Consider the following 23069-nt stretch of genomic DNA (forward strand, 5'->3'; position numbering starts at 1 on the left):
GGCCGGCGCCGGAGTGGGTCATGGCCCGCATCCGCTACATGACCGAGGCCGTGCGTTTCGAGCAGCGCCTCGGCCGGTATCTCGGCGGCCACGAAGCGGTCGACGCTCAGCTCGCGGTGATGACCCGCGAGCTGTGGGACCGGGCTGTCGCGGCCGGCCGTTGGACGGAACTGGGCTCGGACGACCCCACCGTCGACGGCGCGGTCGGCACCGGCCGGGACCAGCTCCTCGCCGTCGTGGAGTCGGGCAACACGCGGGAACGCATGGGCATGCTCTGGATCGGCTCCCAGGCGCCCGACGGCCAGGGCGGAGTCATCTCCGCACTGCTCGGCAGCCCTGATCCCAACCCGGACGTGATCACTGCGGAGTACCGGTCCGCCCGGCCTCCGTCACAGACGATCACCGCCCACCAGGAGCTGTCGGGACGCCCGGACAGAACCCCCGAGGAACAGGAACGGATGGACCGGACCGGGCGTGAGCTGCGCACGCGGGCACGCGCCGAGGACCTCTCGCCGCCTCCCAGCGAGGCCGAGCGTGCCCTGATGCCGGACGGCGGCATCCCGTGGATTCCGGGCATGCACCGGTACGACATCGCCATGGACAGCGTCCCGCAGGCGGCAGCGGAGGACAGGGGCGCCCTCGTCCGGGCCGCCACCTCCGGTTCGGCCCACCGACTGCTCTCGCAGGCGGTGAAGATGCGCCAGGAATGGGGCCTGGCCATCGACCTAGGGCTGGTCCGGCTCGCCCTCATGGCAGAGATGCTGCAGGCGGAGCACCACGGTCTGGACGAGATCATGCGGGGCAGCCAACTGGTCCTCGACCGGCTGCGGCACGCCGGTGCCCCGGAGTCCGCCGACCTCGACTACGTCGACAACTGGGGCCGTTACTGGAGGATCGCGCCCTTGACGGAGGCGGAACTGAGGCAGCACGTGGCCGTCGACGGACTGTTCCCCGACGAGCACGCCCTGCACCCCTTCGGAGACGAGGAGTTGTCCGGACCGGCTGATCCCGCGGATCCCGCGGTGGCCGCATGGGCCCAGGCGCACCGCGTCGTCCTGGAGGACGCCCTGCGCCTCCTGTCAGCGCTCGCCCCCGACACCGCGTCAGGTTTCGTCCCACTGGCGCCCGAGCGGCTGGAGCGACTGGCCGACGCCTGGTTCCGGGCCCGGAACCAGGTACCCTCCGGCAGCCTGGCCGACCGGATCCGCCGCATACTGAACGACGTCCGTGCCTGATCGCAGCGAGGAATCCATGAACGACAGCACTGCCGCAGGGCCGACCGCGACCGGCGACGACGCCGCGCCGCCGGTCCCCGAGGAGATCAGGGAGGCCGCCCGGCTCGCTCCCGATCACTGGCTCGGCATGGTCGACCCGGCATGGGCGGGCGAGGGCGATCCGCCGGAATGGGCCGTGGTGGGCCGGTGGCGGTCCGGCCTGGACGGCGACATCGAGGAGTGGCAGCCGAACGAGGCGTACCGGCCCTCGCCCCAGGCGCTCGGCTGGCCCGCCCCCACCGACCCGGTGGACGAGGCGGTGCAGCTCTCCGCCACGGGTTACGGTCCGGGGGAGGCGGTCCCCAGGGCGCTGGCCACGGCGGAGGTCGCCGTTCTGCTCGCGCCCGGCGGCGTACCGCTGTCGGCGGTCTCACCCGACGGGACCGCGGTGGTACCGGTCTTCTCCTCACCCGTTCATCTGCACGCGGCCGGCCGCTTCGGCTACGAACTCGCGCCGGTCACCGAGGTGATGGAACGTCTGCCGGAGGGCCACCTGCTCTACGTCAACCCCTCCGGGCCGGTCGGTATGACCGTGGAGACCGACGCCCTGCGCCGGGCGGTCGACGAGGCCGCCGGGGCGACGCCGGAAGATCCGCGGCGCTCCACCGAGGCCGGGGCCGACGACCCGGAGTCCTCGGCCACCGAGGCGGACGGGCCGGATTCCTCCCCCGCCACCCCCCTCCCGAACCCCGCTGAAGAGACCGGCCGCGAGGCCTCCGCGCGCTCCGAGAGCTGACCGCCCCCGTACATCGCACGAAGCGAACCGATGGAGTTGCCCCGATGACGAGCCCTTCCGGTGCACCGGACCGCGAGCCCGACGGCCCCGCCGACGCGGGGACGGCCGACGGGCCCGCTGCTTCTGGACCGCGCCCTTCCGGTGTCCAGGGCGGCCCGTCCGCCGTGCTGCGGGGCCAACCGGAGTTCCGGGAGCCGCCCGAGGACTACGTGAAGGCCGCCAAGGCGGCCCCCGGCCACTGGCTGTCCGTGATCGACCGGCACTGGACCGGCGACGAGGGCGAGCCCACGCCTCCCTGGGCGATCCTGGGGCGCTGGCGCAGCGACACCGAGGGCGACATCGTGGAGTGGGAGGAGAACGCCGAGTACCGCCCGTCGCCCGACGCGCACGGCTGGGCCCCGCCGGTCAGCCCCGTGGACGCCGCCGTGCAACTGGTCGCCACCGGGTACGCCTCGGAGGATCTGTTCGCCCTGATGGTCGCCGACGCCGAAGTCGCCGTGTGCCTCGACGAGGTGGGCGGCCTGGCGGTCACCGACGCGCAGGACGGCACCCAGGCCGTCCCGGTCTTCCCGGCCTCCCCGGCCCTGGACCAGGACAGGCTGCCGCCGCACGAGATGATGCTGGTCCCCGACCTCCTGGACCGGCTGCCCGAGGGGAAGGAAGTGCTGGTCCTCAGCTCGTCCGCCCCCGTGGGGCAACTCGTCACGGCGAGCGCCCTGCTGGCGGCCCAGGCCGAGCTGGAGGAGTTCGCCCGCCTGGAGGAGGCCGACGCCTGGCCCCCCGGGCCGACGGCCGGCGACGGCTCCGAGGCCGCCTCCCGGCCCCCCGGATCCGCCGGGGAGCGGCCCGAGTTCTTCCGGGGAGAGAGCTGAGCCCGCGGGCCCCCGGCCGGCCGTTTCGGCGGTGGCAGGGCAGGGCCGGACGGCGAGGAGGGCAGGGCCGGGCGGCGGGGAGGGCAGGACGGTACAGATCCGACTCCTCTAACTCCGCTTTGTGCAGGTACGGTTCATCCGTGAGCGGAATCCTCGCGTGGCCGGTGATTCCGCTTGCCGCCCGCTCGCCGGCCCTCTGCTCCACGGCCGAGGGGTCCGGCCCGGCGGTCCGCACCGTCGGACTGTCAACCGATGAGGGTGAGTTCGCGAACATGGCTCATGTCTTCTGTTCTTGGAGTGCCCGCCGGTGAGTGAGTACGTCGACAGCTCCGTCCCGGAGATACCTCCCGCGCCGGGACCCGAGCCCCTCCCCGCAGCCGAGGACGATCCGGCGATACCGGTGCCGGGACCCGCGGCGGCCGAAGCGGTTCCGGCCGCCGGTCGGCCGGCGGACCCGGCCCCCGCCCCGGACGGGCCGGTGGCCCCGGCCGGTCCGCGGCCCGAGCCGCCTCCGGAGGTGGTCGAGGCGGCCCGGGAGCTGCCCGACCGATGGCTGAGCGTCCCCGACGCCGCGTGGTCGGGGCGGGGGGCGCCGCCGGACTGGGCGGTTCCCGGCCGGTGGCGCACCGACGCCGCGGGGACGATCGTCGCGTGGGAGGACAACGCGGACTACCGCCCCTCCCCGGCGGCGCTCGGCTGGCCCAGGGCCACCGACCCGGTGGAGTCCGCCGTTCAGCGTGCCGTGACCGGTTACGGGCCGGCCGGCGAGGTCCTGCGTACCCTGGCCGCGTCGAAGGTCGCGGTGCTCATCGGCTCCGACGGCGGGCCGACGGCCCTCCGGTCGGCCCAGGGCGACCCCGTGGTGCCCGTCTTCACCAGCCCCGCCCACCTCCGCGCCCTCGGATCGCTCGCCGCCCGGCTGGTCCCGGTGGCCGACGTGGTCGAGGGGCTGCCCGAGGGGCACTCCCTCTACCTCAACCCGACCGGACCGGCCGGAATGATCATGGAGACGGGGGCGTTGGCCGAGGAGATCGCCGCCCAGGAGCGCGGCGAGACCCGGCCGGTGGACACGGACGGCCCGGAGGGGCCGAGCGCGCCGCGCATCCTGGCGGTCCACGTGACCGATGCCGACCGGCTCGCCGCCGACGCGCCCGGCCGGACGGAAACGGCCGCGTCCCCGGCCGGAACGGAGGCCCGGGCATGAAGGGCAGAGGAGTCTTCGCACGCCGACGCGGCACCGGACCCTCCACCGGTGCCGGGCGCGACCGCGCCGCTGCCGCGCCGAGCACCTCCACCGAACCGAACGGTGGAGCCGAGGAGGGGTTCCTGGTCGAGGACCACGACGGCATGCTGCTGCTGCGGACCTTCTCCGACGACACCCTCACCCCGGCCGACGTCGCCGACCTGGCCCGCACCATGCGTGCGGACGAGGACACCGTGACCGTGATCGCGGGCGCCGAGGGTGCGGGCTCCGCCGCCTTCTGGCCGAAGCTGAGCGAACTGCTCGACACGCTGAGCGAGTCGGGGGCCGACAGCGTACGGCTGGTCATGCCCGGAGCGGGGCGTGACGCCGAGGGCCGGCCCGCCACCGCGCGCCGCATCGCCGACGCCTGGCGGATGGAGGTGGAGGCGCCGGACGGGCCGCCGCTCGTCGTGCCGGGCGGCTCCCTCTTCATCCCGTCCGTCGAAGGCGCCGGACGGGAGTCCTCGGCGGGCGTCTGGTGGCGGTTCGCGCCGGGGAAACGGCCGGAACCCCTGGGCCCGCGCAGCCCGCAGCCGTCCTGGCAGTCCGCGCTGGACAGCCTTCCGCCGACCCTGGCGGGCGGCTGCGTCGTCGAGCAGATACCGGCCGGGGTGCTGGTCCGTCCGTCCGGGGCCGCGCCGGCCCGGCCCGGCGACCTCTACCACGCCGTACCGGTCGACCCCCGGCGCCTGACCGTGGTGGTCGGCGTGCCCTTCGGCGAGGACATCTCTGCCGAGGAGGTCGCCGAGGTGCTCGAAGCCCTCCCGGACGACGTCCAGGTCGACGTGCGGCTCGTGCCCGGCGGGCGGCGCGATCTGCTGCCGCTGGCCCAGTCGGTCTCCGACCGGCTGGACATCGAGGTGGAGGTCATGACCGGGCTGCCGCTCGTCGCGGCCGCCGGCCTGTTGGGCACCTACTCCGTGCGGTCGGTCCTGGCGACGCCGGACGGCACCCCGGCGTGGATCCCGTTCGTGGACGCGGTCCGGTGCTCCCCGCCGGACGCGGAGGGCCGCGCCCGGCCGCCCCGGCTGCTGCGCTGGAGCCCTCCGCTGCCGGGGCCCGCGCGCCCGGAGGAGGGCGTGGTCGGCCTGACCGATGACTGGCAGCTCACGGTGACCCGGGCCGGCATGTGGGTGGGGCCGCGCGGCGGCCCGGCGCTGTCTCCCACCGCCCGCCGGGTGGACCCGGCCGGTCCGATGATCGAGCTGGGCATGCCGGGTGAACTCCTCGACGCCTCGCTGTGGCCGGTCCTGTCCAACGTGCTGGAATCCCTGGCGCCGGACCTGCGCGGCCGCACGGTCCTCCATGTGCACGGTGTGGCCCGCGACGGCGGACGCGAACTGCGGCGGCTGGCGGCCCAGTACGGACTGCGTACCCTGCGCCACGCCGCCCCGGCCCCGGCCCGGTCCGGGCAGACGGCCCCGGGCCGTCCCGCCGGGACCGGGGCCGTCGCTCCGTCCGGAGCCGCAGCCGGACTGGCATCGTTGTCACCGGCGCCTCCCGTCCGGGGCACCGAGCGCCCGGCCCCGTCCGGACCTGCGGAACGCCCCGGTCGAGGCCCGTGGACCCGGTCCGGACAGCCCGCGGTGCCGCACCAGCCGGGACGGACCTCCGGATCCACGCCGGCCCCGCCGGCGAAGATCGGGGGCAGAGCGGCGCGCACGGACCGTGCACGGCACCTCAGGGAGGCGATGGCCGCCGGTGCGGAGACGGGAACGGGGGCGCAGTCGAGTGCCGCGACGGGGGCGGGCACATCCGGTGCACCTGGTACGCCCGCGACGCCGAGTACGCCGGGCACCCCGGGCACCCCGGGCACCCCGGGCACCCCGGGCACCCCGGACACCCCGGGCACCCCGGGCACCCCGGGCACCCCGGGCACCCCGGACACCCCGGGCACCCCGGGCACCCCGGGCACCCCGGGCACCCCGGGCACCCCGGACACCCCGGGCATGTCCGGCGCGTCCGTCAGGAGCGCGGCGCGCACGGAGCGGGAGCGGGAGCGACGGGCGGACACGTTCGATTGGTCGGACGACCGCGTTCCGACGGGGTTCGCCGGACGGGCCGGCACGTCGGGAACGACCGCCGGACCGGTGCGTGGCACCCATGCCGCTCCGACGCCCCCGGCCCCGGAACGGAACGCCCCGGAGGCGGACGCGCCCGTCGCCGGTCGGGACGAAGACCCTGTACGGACCTCCGGCCCCGAAGAAGCCGGCCGCGCGGGACCGGCGGCCGAGACCCGAGGCGACGACAACGGGGGAGCAACCGAGACCTCCGGTCCGGACGAACGCGTCGAGGCGGCCGGCACCACCGACGTGACGACCGGCAACGCCGCCACGACCGAAGGCACGGTGGCGGCCGACGGCTCCGAACCGGAAGGCGGGAAGGACCGGCCCGGTGCTGAGCGGAAGGACCCCGCACCTGCGGTGCCCGAAGGCCCCGGCGGCGACAAGGGCCCCGTCATGGGTGCCGGATCGGCGCCCGCCGAGGGACCGGAGGCGCTGAGGACGAGCGGTGTGTCGCTCCCCGCGCCCGGCCCCGAGGAAGCCGGCGGGGAGAAGACCCCGGCGCGGGCCGAAGGCCCGGAACCGTCCGAAGCTCCGGACGATCCGGCAGCCGCCCCCACCTCGGAACCGTCCACCGGACCGGACTCCACCGAGGCCCCCCCGGCCGTTCCCCGCCCCGCCGGAGCGGACGTACGCGCTCCGGAGCCCGCGCCCGCCGCTCCGGAGCCCGCGCTACCGGGGCCGGCGCACCGGGTAGTGGCCGAATCCTCCGACCCCGCGCCCGCGACGGCGCCGGTCACCTCGACCGCCTCGTCGGATTCCGGTGCCGCCCGGCTTCCGGACGTACCGGATTCCCGAGGCGTTCCCGATGCCGATCCCGAGGCCCTCGACACGGCCGACACCGGCCATGTAACCGAGGCCGGGGAAGGAGAGGGGAACGGAGGCGAGGGCGCGGAGGTCACCCAGGCTCCGCTTCCCCCGATCCTGCTGGATCCCGGTCACCGCAGCTCCGAGGCCGAGCGGACCGCCTTCCGCGCGCTCGCGGGCGAGTTGTGGGACCGGCACGGCGCGGCCGTCGCACGGGCGCTCGCCCGGATGCCCGCGCTGCGCGGAAAGGAACAGGAGGCGGCCCGCGCCGATCTCATCGCGCTGCGGATGTACCTGCACCTTCCCGAAGGACCCTTCAGTCACGGCGCGTTGACCTGGAGCCTGCGCGACCGCGAGCTGGACCTGCTGCCGTACGGCGCCTGCGTGGCCTCGGCGCTGAACCGGATGCCGTCCTACCGGGGCGCGGTGCTGCGCGGCACCACCGCCTCCGGAGGCGGTGGCCGTCCCGGACCGCCGCGTCCCGGGACACTGCTGCGCGACGCGGCTCTGTTGAGCACCGTGCGGCGGGACGCCGGCACCGTACCGCCGCCGGGTGACAGCTATGTCATCTGGTCGGTGGCCGGCCGCCGCGTGCGGCAGTTCTCCGAGCAGCGCGGGCCGGAGGAGGTCGTGTTCGCCCCCGGGACGCTCTTCCGGGTGCTGGCCGTCCGTCGCGCGCAGCCCGGCGTGCAGATCCATCTGCGTGAACTGACCGGACCTGCCGGGGCGCTCGCGCCCGATCCCGAGGGGGACCGGGCCGTGCTCGCCCGGCTGGAAGCCGTCGCGTCCGGACCCGAAGCGACGCCCAAGGGCACCGGCCACTGGCCGGAGCGCTGCGCGGGCGCTGTGGGGGCAGGACCGTGACGCGACAACGAACCCCGACGAGAGCGAGGACTTTACGTGGCACGAGAGCATGATCCAACCTCCCGCATATCCACGCGGTCGGGCACGTCCACCGGCGAGAGTGGCACGGGGAAGAGCGGCACGGGGAACGGCCGGAACTCCGGCGGCTCATCGGTATCGGTCCGCCGATCGGTGACCATGCCCGGAACCCCCGGGGACCCCGGCAGCGCACTGGCGCCGGGCGGCGGCGAGCGGCCCGGCGGTACGGCCGCGCCCGCCTCCGGAGCCGCTCCGGAGGCCGCCACCCGAGCGGAGAGCCCGGCGTCCGGAACCTCCGCGAACACGAACGCCGCCACGGGCCCGGACGCCGCGAAGGCCGGCGAGGCGACCGGGGCGCGCGCCAACGCGCCCCGGGGGGAAGCGGAGAGCACCGCCGAACCCGCCGCCGCCCCGGCCGCGGCACTGTCCGGCGCCGCTTCCGCGTCGGCGGCGTCGGCTTCCGTTCCGACCGCGGAGCTGGCGACCGTCAGCACCGACGGTCCGGCTTCGGGCACCGTGGCGACCGCGACCGGAACCGGTGGCGGCGGTGGCGCGAGCTCGCAGGAGGGCGACGAACCGCCCGGCAGCCGGCCCAAGAAGCCGATGCTCGCGGCGGCCGGCATCGTCGGCGCGCTCCTGATCGCGGTGCCCTTCCTCCTGGCAGGGCAGGACGACCGCGAGCCCGAGCGCACCCGGACCGAGAACGCGGCCGGCACGGTGCTGGACAGCGAACGCCCTCCGGTTCCGGAGACCTACACCAGCCAGTCGCCGGCCCCCTCCGCCAAGCCGAGCAAGAAGGAGGAGAAGAAGGAGAAGAAGGAGAAGAAGCCGGTCGGCCCCGTGATCCACCAGCAGCCGGTCACGCCTTCGCCGACCCCCTCCCCGGAGAAGTCCAAGGCCCAGAAGAAGCCCAAGGTCAAGGCCAAGGTGCTGACGCCGGCCGAACAGCTCCGCCAGTGGGCCAACGGACGCTCCGGGGTCCAGAACACCGTGATCAAGAACGCGGCGACCGGCCAGTGCGTGGACGTCCCGGGCTGGGGCAAGGGCGAGGTCAACAGCCGTATCAACCAGGACCCCTGCACGGCCTCGACCGCCGACAACCAGCTGTGGAACCTCGACATCGTGGACCAGGACGGCGGGCCCCAGAACGCGCCCCTCTTCCTGATCCGCAACAGCAAGGGCGGGCTGTGCCTGGACCTGGGCTACTACGAGGCGAGGCCGGCGGGAACGAAGGTCGCCCAGTTCCACTGCAACGCGACCGGCGACAACCAGCTCTGGTGGCTCGACCCCCGCGGGGACGGGACCAACTGGATCCGTAACGCGGTCAGCAACGACCTGTGCCTGCGTCCGACCGGCGGCGCGAGCGCGGGAGACGACACCGTGCTCGAAATCGCCAACTGCGGCTTCGGCGATCGTTGGATCGTCTGAGGATCCGCTCCGGCGGAGCGACGCCCCTGTTCCTACGGTGCGGCCTTACGCACCACGGGAACGGGGGCGTCGCTCCTTCGTCCGGAAGATGATCGTGCGCCGCCGCAGCGGGCGGTTCAGGCCAGTTCGGCCAGCACCGCGTCCGTGAACGGCGTCCAGGCCTGTGCCGCCCACGGCCCGAACGCCCGGTCCGTCAGTGCGACGCAGGCCGCGCCCGCCACCGGGTCGATCCACAGGAACGTGCCCGACTGGCCGAAGTGCCCGAAGGTCGCCGGGGAGGACGTGTTCCCCGTCCAGTGCGGGGACTTGGCGTCGCGGATCTCGAAGCCGAGGCCCCAGTCGTTCGGGCTCTGGTGGCCGTAGCCCGGCAGGACGCCCTTGAGGCCCGGGTGCACGACGGTCTGGGCCTCCAGGACCGTACGCGGGTCGAGGAGGCGGGGGGCCTGCACCTCGGCGGCGAAGCGGACCAGGTCGGCCAGGGTGGAGACGCCGTCGCGGGCGGGGGAGCCGTCGAGGGTGGTCGAGGTCATGGCCAGCGGTTCCAGGACGGCCTGGCGCAGGTACTCCGCGAACGGGATGCCGGACGCCTTGGCGATGTGGTCGCCCAGCACCTCGAAGCCCGCGTTGGAGTACAGGCGGCGGTTGCCGGGCGGGGCCGTCACCCGGTGCTCGTCGAAGGCCAGGCCGCTGGTGTGGGCGAGGAGATGGCGCACCGTGGAGCCCTCGGGCCCGGCCGGCTCGTCCAGCTCGACGGCCCCCTCCTCGTACGCCACCAGCGCCGCGTAGGCCGCGAGCGGCTTGGTGACCGAGGCGAGGGGGAAGCGGTGGTCGGCCGGCCCGTGCGTGCCGAGGACCGTGCCGTCCGCCCGCACGACGGCGGCGGCCGCCGTCGTGACCGGCCAGGTGTCGATGATGCGCAGGCTCTCCATGGCTCCGAGCCTAACGGCCGCGCCCGGCACCCCGTCCCCGGCCCCGGGAGACCCGGGACAGCGACGGCCCCCGATGGACCGCCGCGCGTACCGTCGGGCCCCGGGCCCCGGGCCCCGGGGGAGCCGGGGGAGCCCGGGACCGGGGCGTGCCGCGTCAGGCGGCGGCCAGGGGCGCGAGCCGGGTGCCCAGGGCCATGATCCGCATCGCGCGCTCCGTGGCGTCGGCCAGGAACTCGCCGCTCCTGTCGATCGCCTCCACCAGCGTCATCGGCGCGGGCAGGATCGCGCTGTACGCGTCCACGCCCACCGCCCGCACGTCCTGCGCGCCCGGCCCGATCGTCCCGGCCAGCACCAGGACCGGCACCCCGGAGGCGTGCGCCCGCCGGGCGACCTCCGCCGGGATCTTCCCGCGTACGGTCTGGTGGTCGAGCGCCCCCTCCGCCGTGATCACGAAGTCGGCGCGGGCCAGGCGCGCGTCGAGGTCGAGACCGTCGAGCAGGACGTCGTAGCGGGGGAGGAGGCGGGCCCCCACGGCCGCCAGTCCGGCCCCGAGACCGCCGGACGCACCCGTGCCGGGGGCCGTACGCAGATCGATCGGGACGCCGGTCGCCGGGGCGAAGGCCGGAGCGAGGTCCCGGGTGAGGACGGCGGCCAGCCGCTCCAGGCCCGCCGAGAGCAGCTCCACCTCCGCCGGGGTCGCCCCCTTCTGCGGCCCGAACACCCGGGCCACCCCGCGCTTCCCGCACAGCACGTTGTACGGGTTGCAGGCCACGAGCAGCTCCGTGCGGGCCAGCCGCGGGTCGAGGCCGGACGGGTCGATGCGCTCCAGCTCGTGCAACGCCCCGCCGCCCCGGTGCAGTTCACGGCCGTGCCGGTCCGTCAGCCGGGCCCCGAGCGCCTGGAGGGCGCCCGCGCCGCCGTCCGACGTACCGGAGTCGCCGCAGCCGACGAGGATGCGCCGGGCCCCCGCGTCCAGGGCCGCCCGGATCAGCTCGCCGACGCCATAGGTGGTGGTCGCGCCCGGGTGGCGCAGGCCCGGCGGCACCAGGGCGAGACCTGCGACGGCGGCCATCTCCACGACGGCGGTCAGCGGCCCCGGACCGCCCAGGAGTGCGAAGTGCGAGGCGACCGGCTCGCCCACCGGGCCCGTCGCCCTGCACGGGACCAGCCGGCCGCCGCCCGCCAGGGCCAGCGCCTCCGCCGTGCCCTCACCGCCGTCCACCAGCGGGATGAGGTCGAGGTCGGCGTCGGGGATCACGCGCCGTACGCCGACGGCGATGGCCTCGGCCACCCGGGCGGCCGAGAGGGACTCCTTGAAGCCGCTGGGGGCGATGGCGATGCGCTGGGTGCGGAGGGTCATGGCTGGGTCTCCAGAAGTACGGGCACGCCGAGCAGAGGCCAGACGGCGAGGGCGAAGATGAGGACGAGGGCCGCGCTGAGCGGGGCGAGGAACGCGGACAGCCGCAGCAGGTCGCGCGGGGTGTAGGTCGGGGTGTCGGGCACGTCGGCGAAGAGCGCGACCGGCTTGGCCGATGAGGGCAGCGTGTGGCAGAAGCCGGCGGCGGCCGTGGAGGCCAGCGCCGCCGTGACGGGGTTGACCCCGGCCGCGACCGCCGCCGCGACCACCAGCGGGACCAGCACGGAGGACCGGGCGGAGCGCGACTGGAGCGCCAGATGGGCGGCCGTGCTGACGACGACCACTCCGGTCAGGAAGACCCACGGGGGCGTGGACGCCCCCAGGGGTATCCAGCCCACCAGCCAGTCCGCCGCACCCGAGTCGGAGAGGGCGACGCCCATCGCCATGGTGGCGGCCATGAACAGCAGCAGCGGCCAGGGCACCGTCCGCAGCCCCTCCTTGAAACGTACGGTCCCCAGGGCCGGCGAGGTCGCCACCAGCGCGCCGATGAGCGCGACCACGGCGGGCGACACCCCGTGCAGGGGCTCGCTGCACCACAGCAGGACGACCGTCGCCAGCAGGAGCAGACACCGGGACTCCGCCGGGCTGAACGGTCCCTCGACGGCCGTCTCGGAGTGCTCCTGGATCTGCGCCGCCGTGATGACGACCGGACCCTTGCGGTCGGACCGCCGGGTCGTCGTCAACAGCACCAGTTCGGCGGCGAGATGGGAGGAGACGACGGCCAGCGGCAGCCCGAGGACGAGCCACTGCACGAAGCTCAGCTGCTCCCCGGTCTGCTCCCAGAGCACCCCGACGGTGATCAGGTGCGCCCCCGCGCCGATCAGGGTCGCGACGGCGGAGAGCAGGATGACGGTGGGGAAGAGCAGCGCCAGCATCACCACCAGACGGCCGCGCTCGCGCAGGGCGGCGGCCAGCGCCAGGAACACCGGGAGCGCGAGGGCGGCGCGACCCGACGTGGCCGGGACGGCGAACGCGGTGACGACCAGTCCGGCCGTGGTCAGGTGCACCAGCTGGCGCACGGTCCTGGCCCCGCCGACCAGGAAGACGGCGGCCCGGCCGGCCAGACCGGTCCGGGTGACGGCCGCCGCCAGGACGAAGGCGCAGATCAGCAGCCACACCGTCTCGTCGCCCAGGGTGGCGAACAGGGTCTCGCTGCTGATCACCCCGGTGACCGTCAGCGCCAGGCCCGCGCCGAGCGCGATGTAGGCGTCGTCCACCGGGGTGGCGATCCAGGCGGCGGTGGCCAGGGCGAAGACGGCGAGGGAGAGCCGCCCGTCGACGCTGAGGCCGGGGGCGGCGCCGGGGACGGCGAGGAGAGCGCAGAGTCCGAGGACGGCACAGAGGCCGACGGTCTGCCGGAGTGGTAGAGGCACGCTGCACAGCCTCTGAAGGCGGGGTGAGCGCCTGATGAGTGTCCGGTGAAGGCCTTTTCATCAAGTTTGTCGAGCGGCCTCGCACCCCCGCGGCCCGAGGCGGCCGGGACAGCGAAAGGCCCCGCCCCGGGTACGCGGGACGGGGCTCCGGCCGGGTGCCGGGGGGCGGACGTCAGGGCAGGCGGTAGCCCATGCCCCGGATCGTCTCCAGCCGCTCCGCGCCCAGCTTCCGGCGCAGCGCCCGCACGTAGACGTCCACGATGTTGGACCCGGGGTCGAAGTCGTACCCCCACACATGGGAGAGGATCTGCTCGCGCGACAGCACCTGGCCGGGGTGGCGCAGGAACATCTCCAGCAGCACGAACTCACGCGCGGTCAGATCCACCGTCCGGTCGCCCGCACGGGCCCGGCGGGTCCGCAGGTCCAGGGCGAGACTGCCGCTGCGCAACATGGTGACCTCGGGCGCGCGGGCGGCGGTGCGCTGCCGCAGCCGTACCCGGGCGAGCAGCTCCTCGAAGCGGAACGGCTTCGTCATCCAGTCGTCGGCCCCGCCCTCCAGCCCGGCCACGGTGTCCCGCACGGAGTCGCGGGCGGTGAGCACGATGACCGGCAGCGTGACACGGGCCTCGCGCATCTCCCGCAGCACGGTGAAGCCGTCCCGCCCCGGCAGCCCGATGTCGAGCACCATCAGGTCGAACCCGCCGGACAGCGCGTGGCCCAGCGCCAGGTCCCCGTCCTCGGCGACGACCGTGGTGAAGCCGTTGGCGCGCAGCCCCTTCTGGACGAACGAGGCGATGCGCTCCTCGTCCTCGGCGATCAGGATGCGGTTCATGAGGCGGCCTCCAGCGTGAGTACGAAGGTGGCTCCGCCGCCTTCGGTCCGGCGTAGTTCGACGCGGCCGTGGTGGCCCTCCGCGATGGCCCTGACGATGGCGAGGCCGAGCCCCGCGCCGCTGGTGCGGGTCCCGCGCCGGGACGTCCCCCGGCGGAACCTCTCGAAGATCACCTCGGCGTCCTCCGGCGGAATCCCGGGCCCGTGGTCGGCGACGTACAGCTCGACGCGGTCCGCCTCGGCCCGCGAGCCGATCCGGATGCGCTGGCCGGGCACGGTGTGCTGGACGGCGTTCTGCGCGAGCTGCACCATCGCCTGGGTCATCCGCTGCTCGTCCAGGCGCACTTCGAGGTCCGCGACGCCGTCGAGCTGCCACTCCCGGTCGCCGAGGGTCCGCACCTTCACGAACACGTCGGCGGTCAGCTCCGCGAGCTGGACGGGCTCGGGGCGCACGAAGTCGGGGCGCTCGGCCCCCGCGAGCAGGAGCAGGTCCTCGACGATGCGGCTCATCCGGTCCAGCTCGTCCGTGACCAGCCGCACCGTCTCCTCCCGGTCCGCCGGGTCGTCGCCCATCAGCTCCAGGTGGCCCCGGACGATGGTGATGGGGGTGCGCAGCTCGTGCCCGGCGTCGTCGACGAAGACCCGCTGCGCGGCGAACGCCCGCTCCAGCCGGTCGAGCATCGCGTTGAACGTCTCGGCGAGGGCCGCGATGTCGTCCCGGCCCTCCACGGGGATGCGCCGGGTGAGGTCCTGCTCGGTCAGCTCCGCCGCCGTCGTCCGGACTAGCCGGACGGGCGCGAGGATGCGTCCGGCGACGGCCCAGCCGATCCCGGTCGTCATCAGCAGCGCCACACCGGACAGGGCGAGCAGCGTCCAGAACGTCTTGTCGGCGACGGCCCGTTCGCGCTCCGGGTGGAAGGCGACGACGAACGCGCCGGGCTGCCCGCCCGTGGAAGGCCCGATGACGACCTTGGCCCAGCGCACCTCGCCCTGCGGGCGGTCCAGCGTCCCGAAGGAGTCCTTGGAGGCGTGGATCCGGGCGAGCGAGGGGTCGTCCTGCCACAGGGCGATGCCCTGCGGCAGTTCGCGGCGCTGCCGGATGACGCCGGGCTTGTCGCCGGGCCGGCCGATCATGCCCAGCAGCTCCTCGTCCGGGTCCGCGTACTGCCGTTGCAGATAGATGCGGAGCAGCCGGTCCGCCGTGTCGAACCGGCCGCCGGTGTCCGGGTCCACGCCCTGCGGCACGAAGTTCGCGAACTCGCCGGTCTCCTGGGTGAGCAGCTGGCTGATGCGGTGGTCCACGTCCCGCTGGAGGATCGAACGCACGGTGACGGCGACCGCGCCCAGCGCGACCGCCATCACGACCAGCAACCACAGCAGGATCCGAACCCGGGCGGAAATCCTCGGCAGGCTAACCGTCATCACCGAAGTCGTCGTCATCGTCGTCGTCGGCCGCCGAGGGGCCCGGGACGACGGAGCTGTCCGGTGTACGGGACGGAGAGGAGGAGCCGCTCGGCGTCGGGACGTCGGTCGGCGACGTGACACCGCTCGGCGACGGTGTGCCGCGCGGACTCTCCTCCAGCTGGACGGTGGGAGGCACCTTCGGTGCTTCCGAGGTGTCGGTCATGGCATAGCTGGTGGCCGCTATGCCGAGGGGCACGGCGACGACGGCTGCCAGGGCCGCCAGACGAGGTGAGAAAGCCATGCGTTCACCCTGACTGTCCCGGACGGTCCGAACATGAAGCCAGGATGAACAATCCTTCATCTTCGATGCGCTTCCCGTCCATCTGTGGGAGTGGCCGACCCGGGAAGACCCGCCGTTCCGCGCGCTTCGAGCCGTTCCCGCTTGCTTCGAGTGCACTCCAAGGATCTAGCGTGGAGGACATGACGGTGATCGACAAAACCTCCCGGAGCACTCCCGCGACCATCGCACACCCGCGGCCCTCACCGGCGGTGGAGGCCTGCGCGGCCGCCCCGGAGGCGCACCCCCGCCCGGCGGGCAGGGACAGCTACACGATCAGCGAGGTCGTCGCCTTCACCGGACTCACCGCGCACACCCTGCGCTGGTACGAACGCATCGGGCTCATGCCCCACGTCGACCGCTCGCACACCGGCCAGCGCCGCTTCAGCAACCGTGACCTCGACTGGCTGGCCTTCGTCGGCAAGCTGCGGCTGACCGGGATGCCCGTCGCCGACATGGTGCGGTACGCGGAGCTGCTGCGCGAGGGCGCGTCCACCTTCGAGGAACGGCAGGAACTGCTGGAGGCGACCCGCCGTGACGTGATCACGCGGATCGCGGAGCTCCACGACACCCTCGCCGTCCTCGACCACAAGATCGATTACTACGCGGGCGCCCGCAGGGCGCCGGAGAGGAACACCGCCTGATGACCGCTGACAGGATCACCACCGTCGAGCTGGGTGCCGGAGGGCCGCGGGTCGGCGTCCAGGGCCTCGGCTGCATGGGCATGAGCGAGTTCTACGGCGACACCGACGAGGCCGCCGCCCGGGACACCCTGGACGAGGCCCTGGAGGCGGGCGTCACGCTCCTCGACACCGCCGACGCCTACGGGCGCGGGGCCAACGAGGAGTTCCTCGCGCCGTTCGTCGCCGCCCACCGGGACGAGATCACGCTCGCGACCAAGTTCGCCATGGTCCGCACCGAGGACCCGACCTACCGGGCCATCCGCAACGACCCCGCGTACATCCGCACCGCCGTCGAGGCGAGCCTGCGCCGGCTGGACACCGACGTCATCGACCTCTACTACATGCACCGCCGCGATCCGGCCGTCCCGCTCGCCGAGTCGATCGGCGCGATGGCGGAACTCGTCCAGCAGGGCAAGGTCAAGCAGCTCGGGCTGAGCGAGGTGACCGGCCCCGAGCTGCGCGAGGCGCACGCCGTGCACCCGATCGCCGCTCTCCAGTCGGAGTGGTCCCTCTTCAGCCGGGACGTCGAGAAGAGCGCCGTCGGCGCGGCGGCCGAGCTGGGCGTCACGCTCGTCCCGTACTCACCGCTCGGCCGGGGCTTCCTCACCGGCTCCTTCACCGACGCGGGCAAGGACCTCTCCTCGGGCGACTTCCGGGCCCGCCAGCCCCGGTTCAACGGCGACAACGCCCGCAGCAACGCCGCCCTGCTGGAGCCCGTCCACAAGATCGCCGCCACCCACGGGGTCACGGCCGCGCAGGTGGCCCTCGCCTGGGTCCAGCAGCGGGCCCGGGTGCACGGGCTGACCGTGGTCCCGATCCCCGGCACCCGCAGGCGGAGCCGCCTCCTGGAGAACGCGGCGGCGACCGGGCTGACCCTGACGGCGGACGAGCTGGCCGCGCTGGAGCCGATCGCGGGCCGAGTGGCGGGGGACCGCTACCCGGACATGAGCAGCACGTCGGCGGCGCGTGAGTAGCCCGCAACCGTACGCGGAGACTGCTTGGTCCATGAAGTTCATGACGACCGGGTCGCGCCCCGCGCGACGCCTCACGCCAGCCCCAGCGCGAACACCGCGAACCCCGCCGCGAGCAGCCCCGCCAGCGCGCGGCGGGCGTTCGCGGCGCGGGTGCCCGCCTGCCACGGAGCCTCGAAGCGGCGCGCGTACCGGGCGATCAGCACCAGCAGTCCGGCGAACACCGGCAGCCAGGCGATCCGGGCGAGGATCCACCCCACCGTGTCCGGCGCGGTCGTCAGCCCCGCCACCGCCGTGCCCGCCGCCCCGGTGAGCGAGGCCGGTACGGCGGCGGCCAGCATCGCGGTCTGGTGCCAGCACAGGATCGTCATCGCGGACAGGTTGACCACCACGACCGGCGCCCAGAGCAGCGGCTTGCGCAGCAGCCGCCCGAGCCGGTCGCGCAGCAGGATCGCCGCCCCGCTCTGCGCCGCGGCGAGCGCCACCACCAGCAGCGACGGCGGATGCGAGTTCGTCCGCGCCTCGCCCGGCACCCCGACCATCGACGCCGGGTAGTGGAAGGCGAGCAGCAGCGCGGCGAACAGCACCCCGCCGCCGACCAGCAGCAGCCGGGCCCCGCGCTTCCCGATCCGCCCCTCGCCCCAGGACACGCCCAGCTGATACGCGAAGAGCCAGCCGGGCAGGATGTTGAGCGTGCTCAGCCAGGACGGCATCGCCTCCGCGAAGGGCCCGTAGCGCAGGAAGTCCACCACCGCGACCGACGCCAGCAGCGGCAGCGCCGCCCATCCGCCGAGCTTCCGCGCCAGCGTGACGCAGACCGGGGTGAGGGCCGTGACCACGGTGTACACCCCGACGAACCAGAGCGGCTGGATCACCAGCGTCGACCCCGTACGCAGGGTGTCGCCGGGCACGCCCAGCGTGGACAGCACCGCGAGCAGCACCGCCCACACGGCGGTCACCCCGAGCACCGGCCGGCCGAGGCGGGCCAGCCGGCCGCCCAGCCAGGCGGCCGTGGTCGAGGTCCGGCGGCGGAAGGAGAGCACCGAGGCGTACCCGCCGACGAGGAAGAAGATCCCCAGCATCTGGAGCACCCAGCTCGCGGGCGCGAGCCCGGCGAACGTCGAGAGCGGGCTCGCGTTGTGCAGGCCGTCGGCGTCCAGCCGAAACCCGCCGAGCATCCAGTGACCGAGCGGCACGGCGAGCAGCGCCGGCGCCCGCAGGCCGTCGATCGCCCGGTCGCGGTGGGCGGGGGTGGACGCGTCGATACGGGCCGCGAGCCGCCGGCCGTTCTCCAGCAGGGCGCTCATCGGGCCACTCCTTCCAGGACCGGGGCGGCTTCCAGGACCGGGGCGGCTTCTGCCGGGTCCGGTTCCGCCGTGTCCGGGGCCGCTTCCGCCGCGTCGCCGCGCGCGATGGCGGCGAAGGTCCGCAACGAATCCGTCCCGGGCTCGAAGTAACCGGCGTGGCCCCGCGCCCCGTCCGCCGGTACGCGAAGGGCGCCGAACGCCGGATCGGCCGGGTCCGCCCCGTGGCCGAGGCCCGCGAAGCGCACGTTCGGCACGTCGTCGATCCAGTCGGTCGGGTCCTTCGCCGCCCACACCCGGGCGTTCGTCCCCAGCGCGTCCACGTCGTCGGCGCGCATGCCGGGGGAGCCGAGGACCACCAGGTCGGTGGCGGGGAGACGGTGCGCGGCCAGGCCGCAGACCACCGAGCCGTAGCTGTGGCAGAACACCGCCGGCGCGGGCAGCCCGTCCGCCGCCAGGCCCTCCGTGAACCGGGTGAGCCGCCCGGCCCCCGCCTCCGCGAGGGCGCCGGTGGCCGCGTCGATGCCGACGCCCACCGGGGTGGTGTACCCGACCCAGGCGATGACGGCGGTCCCCGGACCGGCCGCCGTGTGCAGGGTCCTGGCCATACCGGCCGGGGCCCCGTGGCCGGCGACCTTCCGGTCGAAGGTCCCGGCGTCGTTGTCGGACCCCGGCACCACCACCGAGACCCGGTGCGCGGTGCGCAGGTCCCCGAAGACCTCGGCGACCTGGCCGCGTCCGCGCGGGTCGAACGCGAGGATCTGGCGGCCGGGGGCGGCGAGCGAGCGGTAGCGGGGGTCGTCCTCGGCGGCCAGCGCGAGGGAGTTGGCGCGGTAGCGCAGTTCCAGGGGCGCCCCGTCGAGATTCCCGACGACGGACGGATGCCGAACGAGCAGGAGTTGCCGCTCGTCGGCACCCAACCCCGCGAAGAACGCGGAGACTTCGGCAGGCGTGGCACGCTCCGGATCCGGCAGCCCCGCCCCCAGCGCCCGGTCCGCCCGCCACTGCGCACTGCCCGGCGGCGGCCCGGTCAGCGCCTGCTGCGCGTCCGTCGAAACCCAGCCCGCGGTTCCCGTCACCACGCTGGTAGCCAGTGCGAACGCGACCAGGGTCCTCGCGTATCGGCGCATCGTGCCCTCCCTCTCCGGATGCGCACCGACCGGTGCGACCGGGAGGAAGGTAGGAAGAGGACGGGTGGGAGGGCGTCACACCGGAGGGCCAACCGCGGGGTGATACCGGGGTAGGGGGTGGGGCAGGTGCGGGGGTGGGGCAGAGGTGCGGGGGTGGGGCAGAGGTGCGGCTACGCCCCCGCGTCCCCCGGAGTCACCAGCCCCGACTCGTACGCGAAGATCACCGCCTGCGCCCGGTCCCGCAGGTCCAGCTTGGCCAGCACCCGCCCGATGTGCGTCTTGACGGTCTGCTCGGCCAGCACCAGCCGCCCCGCGATCTCCTGGTTCGACAGCCCCCGGGCGATCAGCTCCAGCACCTCGCTCTCGCGCGGGGTGAGCCCGTTGAGCCGGAGCGCCTGGCCGCCGCGCGTCGCCCCGGAGGGCCGCTGCGCCGCGAAGTCCGCGATCAGCCGCCGGGTCACCGAGGGCGCGAGCAGCGCGTCCCCGGCCGCCACCACCCGTACCGCCGCGATCAGATCGGCGGGCGGGGCGTCCTTCAGCAGGAACCCGGACGCGCCGGCGCGCAGCGCCTCGTACACGTAGTCGTCCACGTCGAACGTGGTGAGCATCAGGACCTTCGGCCGGTGCACCACCCCCACCGGCGGGTTCAACAGCTCGCGCGCGGCGGCCAGTCCGTCCATCTCCGGCATCCGGACGTCCATCAGGACGACGTCGGGATGCTGGTTGCGGCTGACGTCGACGCCCTGGCGGCCGTCCGCCGCCTCGCCCACCACGTCGATGTCGCTCTGCGCCGCCAGCAGCGCCGCGAACCCGGCCCGCACCATGGCCTGGTCGTCGACGATGATCACGCGGATGGTCACAGGTCCTCCGAAGGGAGCGGTACGGACGGGGAGACGGCCGGCGGGAGCGGCATCCGGGCGGCCACCCGGAACCCGCCGTCGGGCAGCGGCCCGGTGTCCAGGGTGCCGCCGGTCAACCGTACGCGCTCCCGCATCCCCACCAGCCCGTGCCCGGTCCCGGCACTCTCCAGCGGCGAAGCGGGCTTCGGGGCGGGCCCGTTGACCACGAGCACGTTCAGATGGCCATCGGACGCCCGGACGGAGACCTGCGTGTGCGCCCCGGGCGCGTGCCGCACCACATTGGCCAGCGCCTCCTGCACGATCCGGTACGCCGACAGATCCACCGTCGACGGCACCTCGCCCGGATCCGCCGCGAGCGACAGCTCCGCCGGCAGCCCGGCCCGTACCGTCGCCTCCACCAACTGCTGGAGCCGGTCCAGGCCCGGCTGCGGCGCCCGGTCGCCCTCCGTGCCGTCGCTGCGCAGCACCGACAGCAGCCGCCGCATCTCACCGAGCGACTCCCGCGCCGCCGCCGCGATCGAGGCGAACTCCTCCTGCGCGGGCTCCGACAGCCCGGAGATCCGGTACGGCGCGGAGTCGGCCTGCACGGTGATCACCGACATGTGGTGCGCGACCACGTCGTGCAGTTCACGGGCGATCCGCGTCCGCTCCTCCAGCAGCGTGCGCTGCGCCCGCTCCCCCTCGCTGATCGTCTCCTGCTCGGCCAGCCGCCGCGTCGCCTCGCCACGCTCCCGTACCGCCGCGCCGATGACCAGGACGACCGCGCCGAGGATCGCCAGCAGCAGGGCGCTGTCCGCGCTGCGGTCCGGCGCGATCGGATGCAGCGCCGCCCCGGCGGCGGCCGTCACCATCCAGGCGCCGACGACGGTCCGCCGGGTCTCGCGCAGGCCGAGGGCCAGCAGCAGGAAGAGGTACGCGATCAGGGCCGGCGCGGTCCACGGCCAGAGGGCGCTCGGCTCGGCGGACCGGGACAGGACCACCAGCGCGCCCGCGATGTCGGCGGGGAGGATGATCCACCACGCCTGGAGCGGCCGGTGGGCCAGCATCAGCAGCGGAGCGGCCTGGGCCACCCCGAGCGCCCCGGCCAGTGCGCCCGGCAGGTCGTACTGCGTGGTCAGGACGTTGATGGTGACCGGGATGAAGACCGCGGTCAGGGCGAGCACCACGACGTACGGCAGCAGCCGCTGCCACGTCTTCGGCGCGCCTGCCAGCAGCGGGGTGGACGGATGGGACGCGTGGGACAGCCCGTGGGCGAGCTCGCGCAGATTGCGGCGGGCGGCGCTCACCAGGCCGTCGGCGGGCGGCGGAGGCCCGGCGGGGGAAGTGGACATGGCCCGGTCAGCCTAGGCAGGCCCGGGGGCCCGGGGCGTCATACCGGGGTCGCGACCCTCGGCGGGTCCGCCTCATACCTCGGTACGGGGTGGCAGCTCTGCGGGGCACGAGGGCACGGGGGGCACAGCTCTCACGGCTCCCACAGCTCTCACGGCTCCCACCGCTCTCACAGCTCCGCGAGCAGCTGGGCCTTCTTCGCGCTGTACTCGGCGTCCGTCACCAGTCCGGCCTGATGCAGCTCGCCGAGGTGATGTATCCGCTCGGCGATGTCCGCCGGGTCGCGCCGCCCGGCGTTCACCAGGACCGGGGCGGAGGCGGCGGGCGCGGGCTGGGTCCGGCGTACGGATTCCAGGACGGCGGCGGCGAACGGCAGCGACTCGTGCACCGGCCCGTATCCCAGACCGAACAGCACGACCGCCGGATCCTGGTCCGCGCGGGCGGCCGGAGGCCCGGTGGGCACGCCCGCGGGCGCCCCGCCGTCCGCGTCACCGGAGCCGACGGGACCGTGCAGATCGCCCAGGCTGCCGCCGGTGCGGTGGTCGACCGGGGCCGCCGCGCGGGGAACCAGACGCAGATAGCCGTCCAGCGCCTCGGGCGAGCGCCATACGATTCCGGCCAGTTCGCTCACCCGGAAGGTCTGGTCGCCGGCCTTCCACTTGGCGCTGGAGGCTCCGGTCCAGGACCACCGGAAGGAGATCCGCTCGCCGTCGAAGCTGGCCCGGCCGTCGTACGCCTTGAAGTTCATCGGGGCCTCGGGAGCCGCCACCAGGAAGCGGTCGGCGCTCTCGCCGGACGCCGGGTCCAGCAGGGCCCGCAGCTCGTCCGCGTAGTACTCGGCGAGCACCTCCCGCTCCGCCGGAAGCACCAGGCGATAGGGGTCGCACCCTTCCTTGAGCTGCCCGGAGGCAGCCTCCACCAGAGGATCGGCACCCGCTCTCGGCACGGCACGCAGAACCACCGTGCCCCGCTTGCCGGGGGTCAGCGCCACCGACGACAGCGCCGCATACGGTATGCGGCGTTCCCGCAGGCTCTGGAAGAGCTTCGGTGTGCGGATGCCCCGTTCGAAGCGGATGAGCACGGAGTCGGTGTCGAACTCCCAGGTGGCATGAATTCCGGCCAGCACATCACCCATGTGCCTCATCGTATGCGGCACAGTCCCGCACGTCCCCCCTCGGAGCAAGTCCCGATTAATC

The 23069-nt window shown here is 74.6% G+C and carries 19 protein-coding genes (1 of these 19 cut by a window edge); 8 read left to right on the top strand and 11 right to left on the bottom strand.

The genetic code is table 11. The features are described 5' to 3' along the window. From ACIRJT_RS23110 to ACIRJT_RS23135, 6 genes are all read left to right on the top strand, one after another. Positions 1 to 1235 carry the 3' end of a lonely Cys domain-containing protein gene (locus ACIRJT_RS23110; RefSeq protein WP_403911969.1) on the top strand. 39079 nt of this gene lie to the left of the window's left edge, so 1235 of the gene's 40314 nt are visible here — the last part of the coding sequence; its start codon lies beyond the left edge, outside the window; its stop codon occupies positions 1233 to 1235. Between the two features lie 16 nt (positions 1236 to 1251). Next, positions 1252 to 2010, top strand: a complete 759-nt coding sequence (locus tag ACIRJT_RS23115) for a type VII secretion system-associated protein (protein ID WP_403911972.1) — start codon at positions 1252 to 1254, stop codon at positions 2008 to 2010. 44 nt (positions 2011 to 2054) lie between these two features. Continuing rightward, the gene (locus tag ACIRJT_RS23120; RefSeq protein ID WP_403911974.1) at positions 2055 to 2882 is read left to right on the top strand and encodes a type VII secretion system-associated protein; all 828 of its coding nucleotides are present in this window, start codon (positions 2055 to 2057) and stop codon (positions 2880 to 2882) included. Positions 2883 to 3189: 307 nt separating this feature from the next. Further along, complete coding sequence (locus ACIRJT_RS23125; protein ID WP_403911976.1) at positions 3190 to 4086, top strand: type VII secretion system-associated protein; 897 nt, start codon at positions 3190 to 3192, stop codon at positions 4084 to 4086. Continuing rightward, entirely contained in the window at positions 4083 to 7859 is a 3777-nt protein-coding gene (locus ACIRJT_RS23130; RefSeq protein ID WP_403911979.1) for a hypothetical protein, read from the top strand. The genes ACIRJT_RS23125 and ACIRJT_RS23130 overlap by 4 nt, the downstream gene beginning before the upstream one ends. Positions 7860 to 8036: 177 nt before the next feature. Then, a complete protein-coding gene (locus ACIRJT_RS23135) occupies positions 8037 to 9305 on the top strand; it encodes an RICIN domain-containing protein (RefSeq protein WP_403911982.1) in 1269 nt (422 codons plus the stop codon). Between the two features lie 116 nt (positions 9306 to 9421). Here the strand turns inward: ACIRJT_RS23135 and ACIRJT_RS23140 are convergent, their stop codons facing one another. The 6 genes from ACIRJT_RS23140 to ACIRJT_RS23165 form a co-directional block, all read right to left on the bottom strand. Continuing rightward, positions 9422 to 10234, bottom strand: coding sequence for a serine hydrolase domain-containing protein (locus tag ACIRJT_RS23140; protein WP_403911985.1), 813 nt, complete (start codon positions 10232 to 10234; stop codon positions 9422 to 9424). Positions 10235 to 10388: 154 nt separating this feature from the next. Next, entirely contained in the window at positions 10389 to 11594 is a 1206-nt protein-coding gene (locus ACIRJT_RS23145) for a glycerate kinase (RefSeq protein ID WP_403911988.1), read from the bottom strand. Then, positions 11591 to 13024: an SLC13 family permease gene (locus ACIRJT_RS23150; protein WP_403911991.1), complete on the bottom strand. Its 1434-nt coding sequence runs from the start codon at positions 13022 to 13024 to the stop codon at positions 11591 to 11593. The genes ACIRJT_RS23145 and ACIRJT_RS23150 overlap by 4 nt, the downstream gene beginning before the upstream one ends. Positions 13025 to 13196: 172 nt before the next feature. Further along, positions 13197 to 13856: a response regulator transcription factor gene (locus tag ACIRJT_RS23155; RefSeq protein ID WP_097922265.1), complete on the bottom strand. Its 660-nt coding sequence runs from the start codon at positions 13854 to 13856 to the stop codon at positions 13197 to 13199. Further along, positions 13853 to 15277, bottom strand: a complete 1425-nt coding sequence (locus tag ACIRJT_RS23160; protein WP_403911994.1) for an ATP-binding protein — start codon at positions 15275 to 15277, stop codon at positions 13853 to 13855. Before ACIRJT_RS23160 ends, ACIRJT_RS23155 begins: the two co-directional genes overlap by 4 nt. After that, entirely contained in the window at positions 15267 to 15560 is a 294-nt protein-coding gene (locus ACIRJT_RS23165) for a small hydrophilic protein (protein WP_403911997.1), read from the bottom strand. Before ACIRJT_RS23165 ends, ACIRJT_RS23160 begins: the two co-directional genes overlap by 11 nt. 179 nt (positions 15561 to 15739) lie before the next feature. Between ACIRJT_RS23165 and ACIRJT_RS23170 the strand changes: the two genes are divergently transcribed. Both ACIRJT_RS23170 and ACIRJT_RS23175 read left to right on the top strand, forming a co-directional pair. After that, positions 15740 to 16240: a MerR family transcriptional regulator gene (locus tag ACIRJT_RS23170; RefSeq protein ID WP_403912053.1), complete on the top strand. Its 501-nt coding sequence runs from the start codon at positions 15740 to 15742 to the stop codon at positions 16238 to 16240. After that, positions 16240 to 17253 carry an aldo/keto reductase gene (locus tag ACIRJT_RS23175; RefSeq protein ID WP_403911999.1) on the top strand — a complete coding sequence of 338 codons (1014 nt, stop codon included), beginning with the start codon at positions 16240 to 16242 and terminating at the stop codon, positions 17251 to 17253. The genes ACIRJT_RS23170 and ACIRJT_RS23175 overlap by 1 nt, the downstream gene beginning before the upstream one ends. 71 nt (positions 17254 to 17324) lie before the next feature. Here the strand turns inward: ACIRJT_RS23175 and ACIRJT_RS23180 are convergent, their stop codons facing one another. From ACIRJT_RS23180 to ACIRJT_RS23200, 5 genes are all read right to left on the bottom strand, one after another. Continuing rightward, the gene (locus ACIRJT_RS23180) at positions 17325 to 18557 is read right to left on the bottom strand and encodes an acyltransferase (RefSeq protein WP_403912001.1); all 1233 of its coding nucleotides are present in this window, start codon (positions 18555 to 18557) and stop codon (positions 17325 to 17327) included. After that, on the bottom strand, positions 18554 to 19684 hold the full coding sequence (locus tag ACIRJT_RS23185) for an alpha/beta hydrolase (protein ID WP_403912004.1): 1131 nt from the start codon (positions 19682 to 19684) through the stop codon (positions 18554 to 18556). The genes ACIRJT_RS23180 and ACIRJT_RS23185 overlap by 4 nt, the downstream gene beginning before the upstream one ends. 170 nt (positions 19685 to 19854) lie before the next feature. Then, positions 19855 to 20544: a response regulator transcription factor gene (locus ACIRJT_RS23190; RefSeq protein ID WP_050361318.1), complete on the bottom strand. Its 690-nt coding sequence runs from the start codon at positions 20542 to 20544 to the stop codon at positions 19855 to 19857. Further along, complete coding sequence (locus ACIRJT_RS23195; RefSeq protein ID WP_403912008.1) at positions 20541 to 21875, bottom strand: sensor histidine kinase; 1335 nt, start codon at positions 21873 to 21875, stop codon at positions 20541 to 20543. The genes ACIRJT_RS23190 and ACIRJT_RS23195 overlap by 4 nt, the downstream gene beginning before the upstream one ends. Before the next feature lie 167 nt (positions 21876 to 22042). Beyond that, the gene (locus ACIRJT_RS23200; RefSeq protein WP_403912011.1) at positions 22043 to 23008 is read right to left on the bottom strand and encodes a DUF4429 domain-containing protein; all 966 of its coding nucleotides are present in this window, start codon (positions 23006 to 23008) and stop codon (positions 22043 to 22045) included. Between the last annotated feature and the right edge of the window lie 61 nt (positions 23009 to 23069).

Source organism: Streptomyces sp. NPDC102283 (assembly GCF_044766265.1).
In the GTDB taxonomy this organism is placed as follows: domain Bacteria; phylum Actinomycetota; class Actinomycetes; order Streptomycetales; family Streptomycetaceae; genus Streptomyces.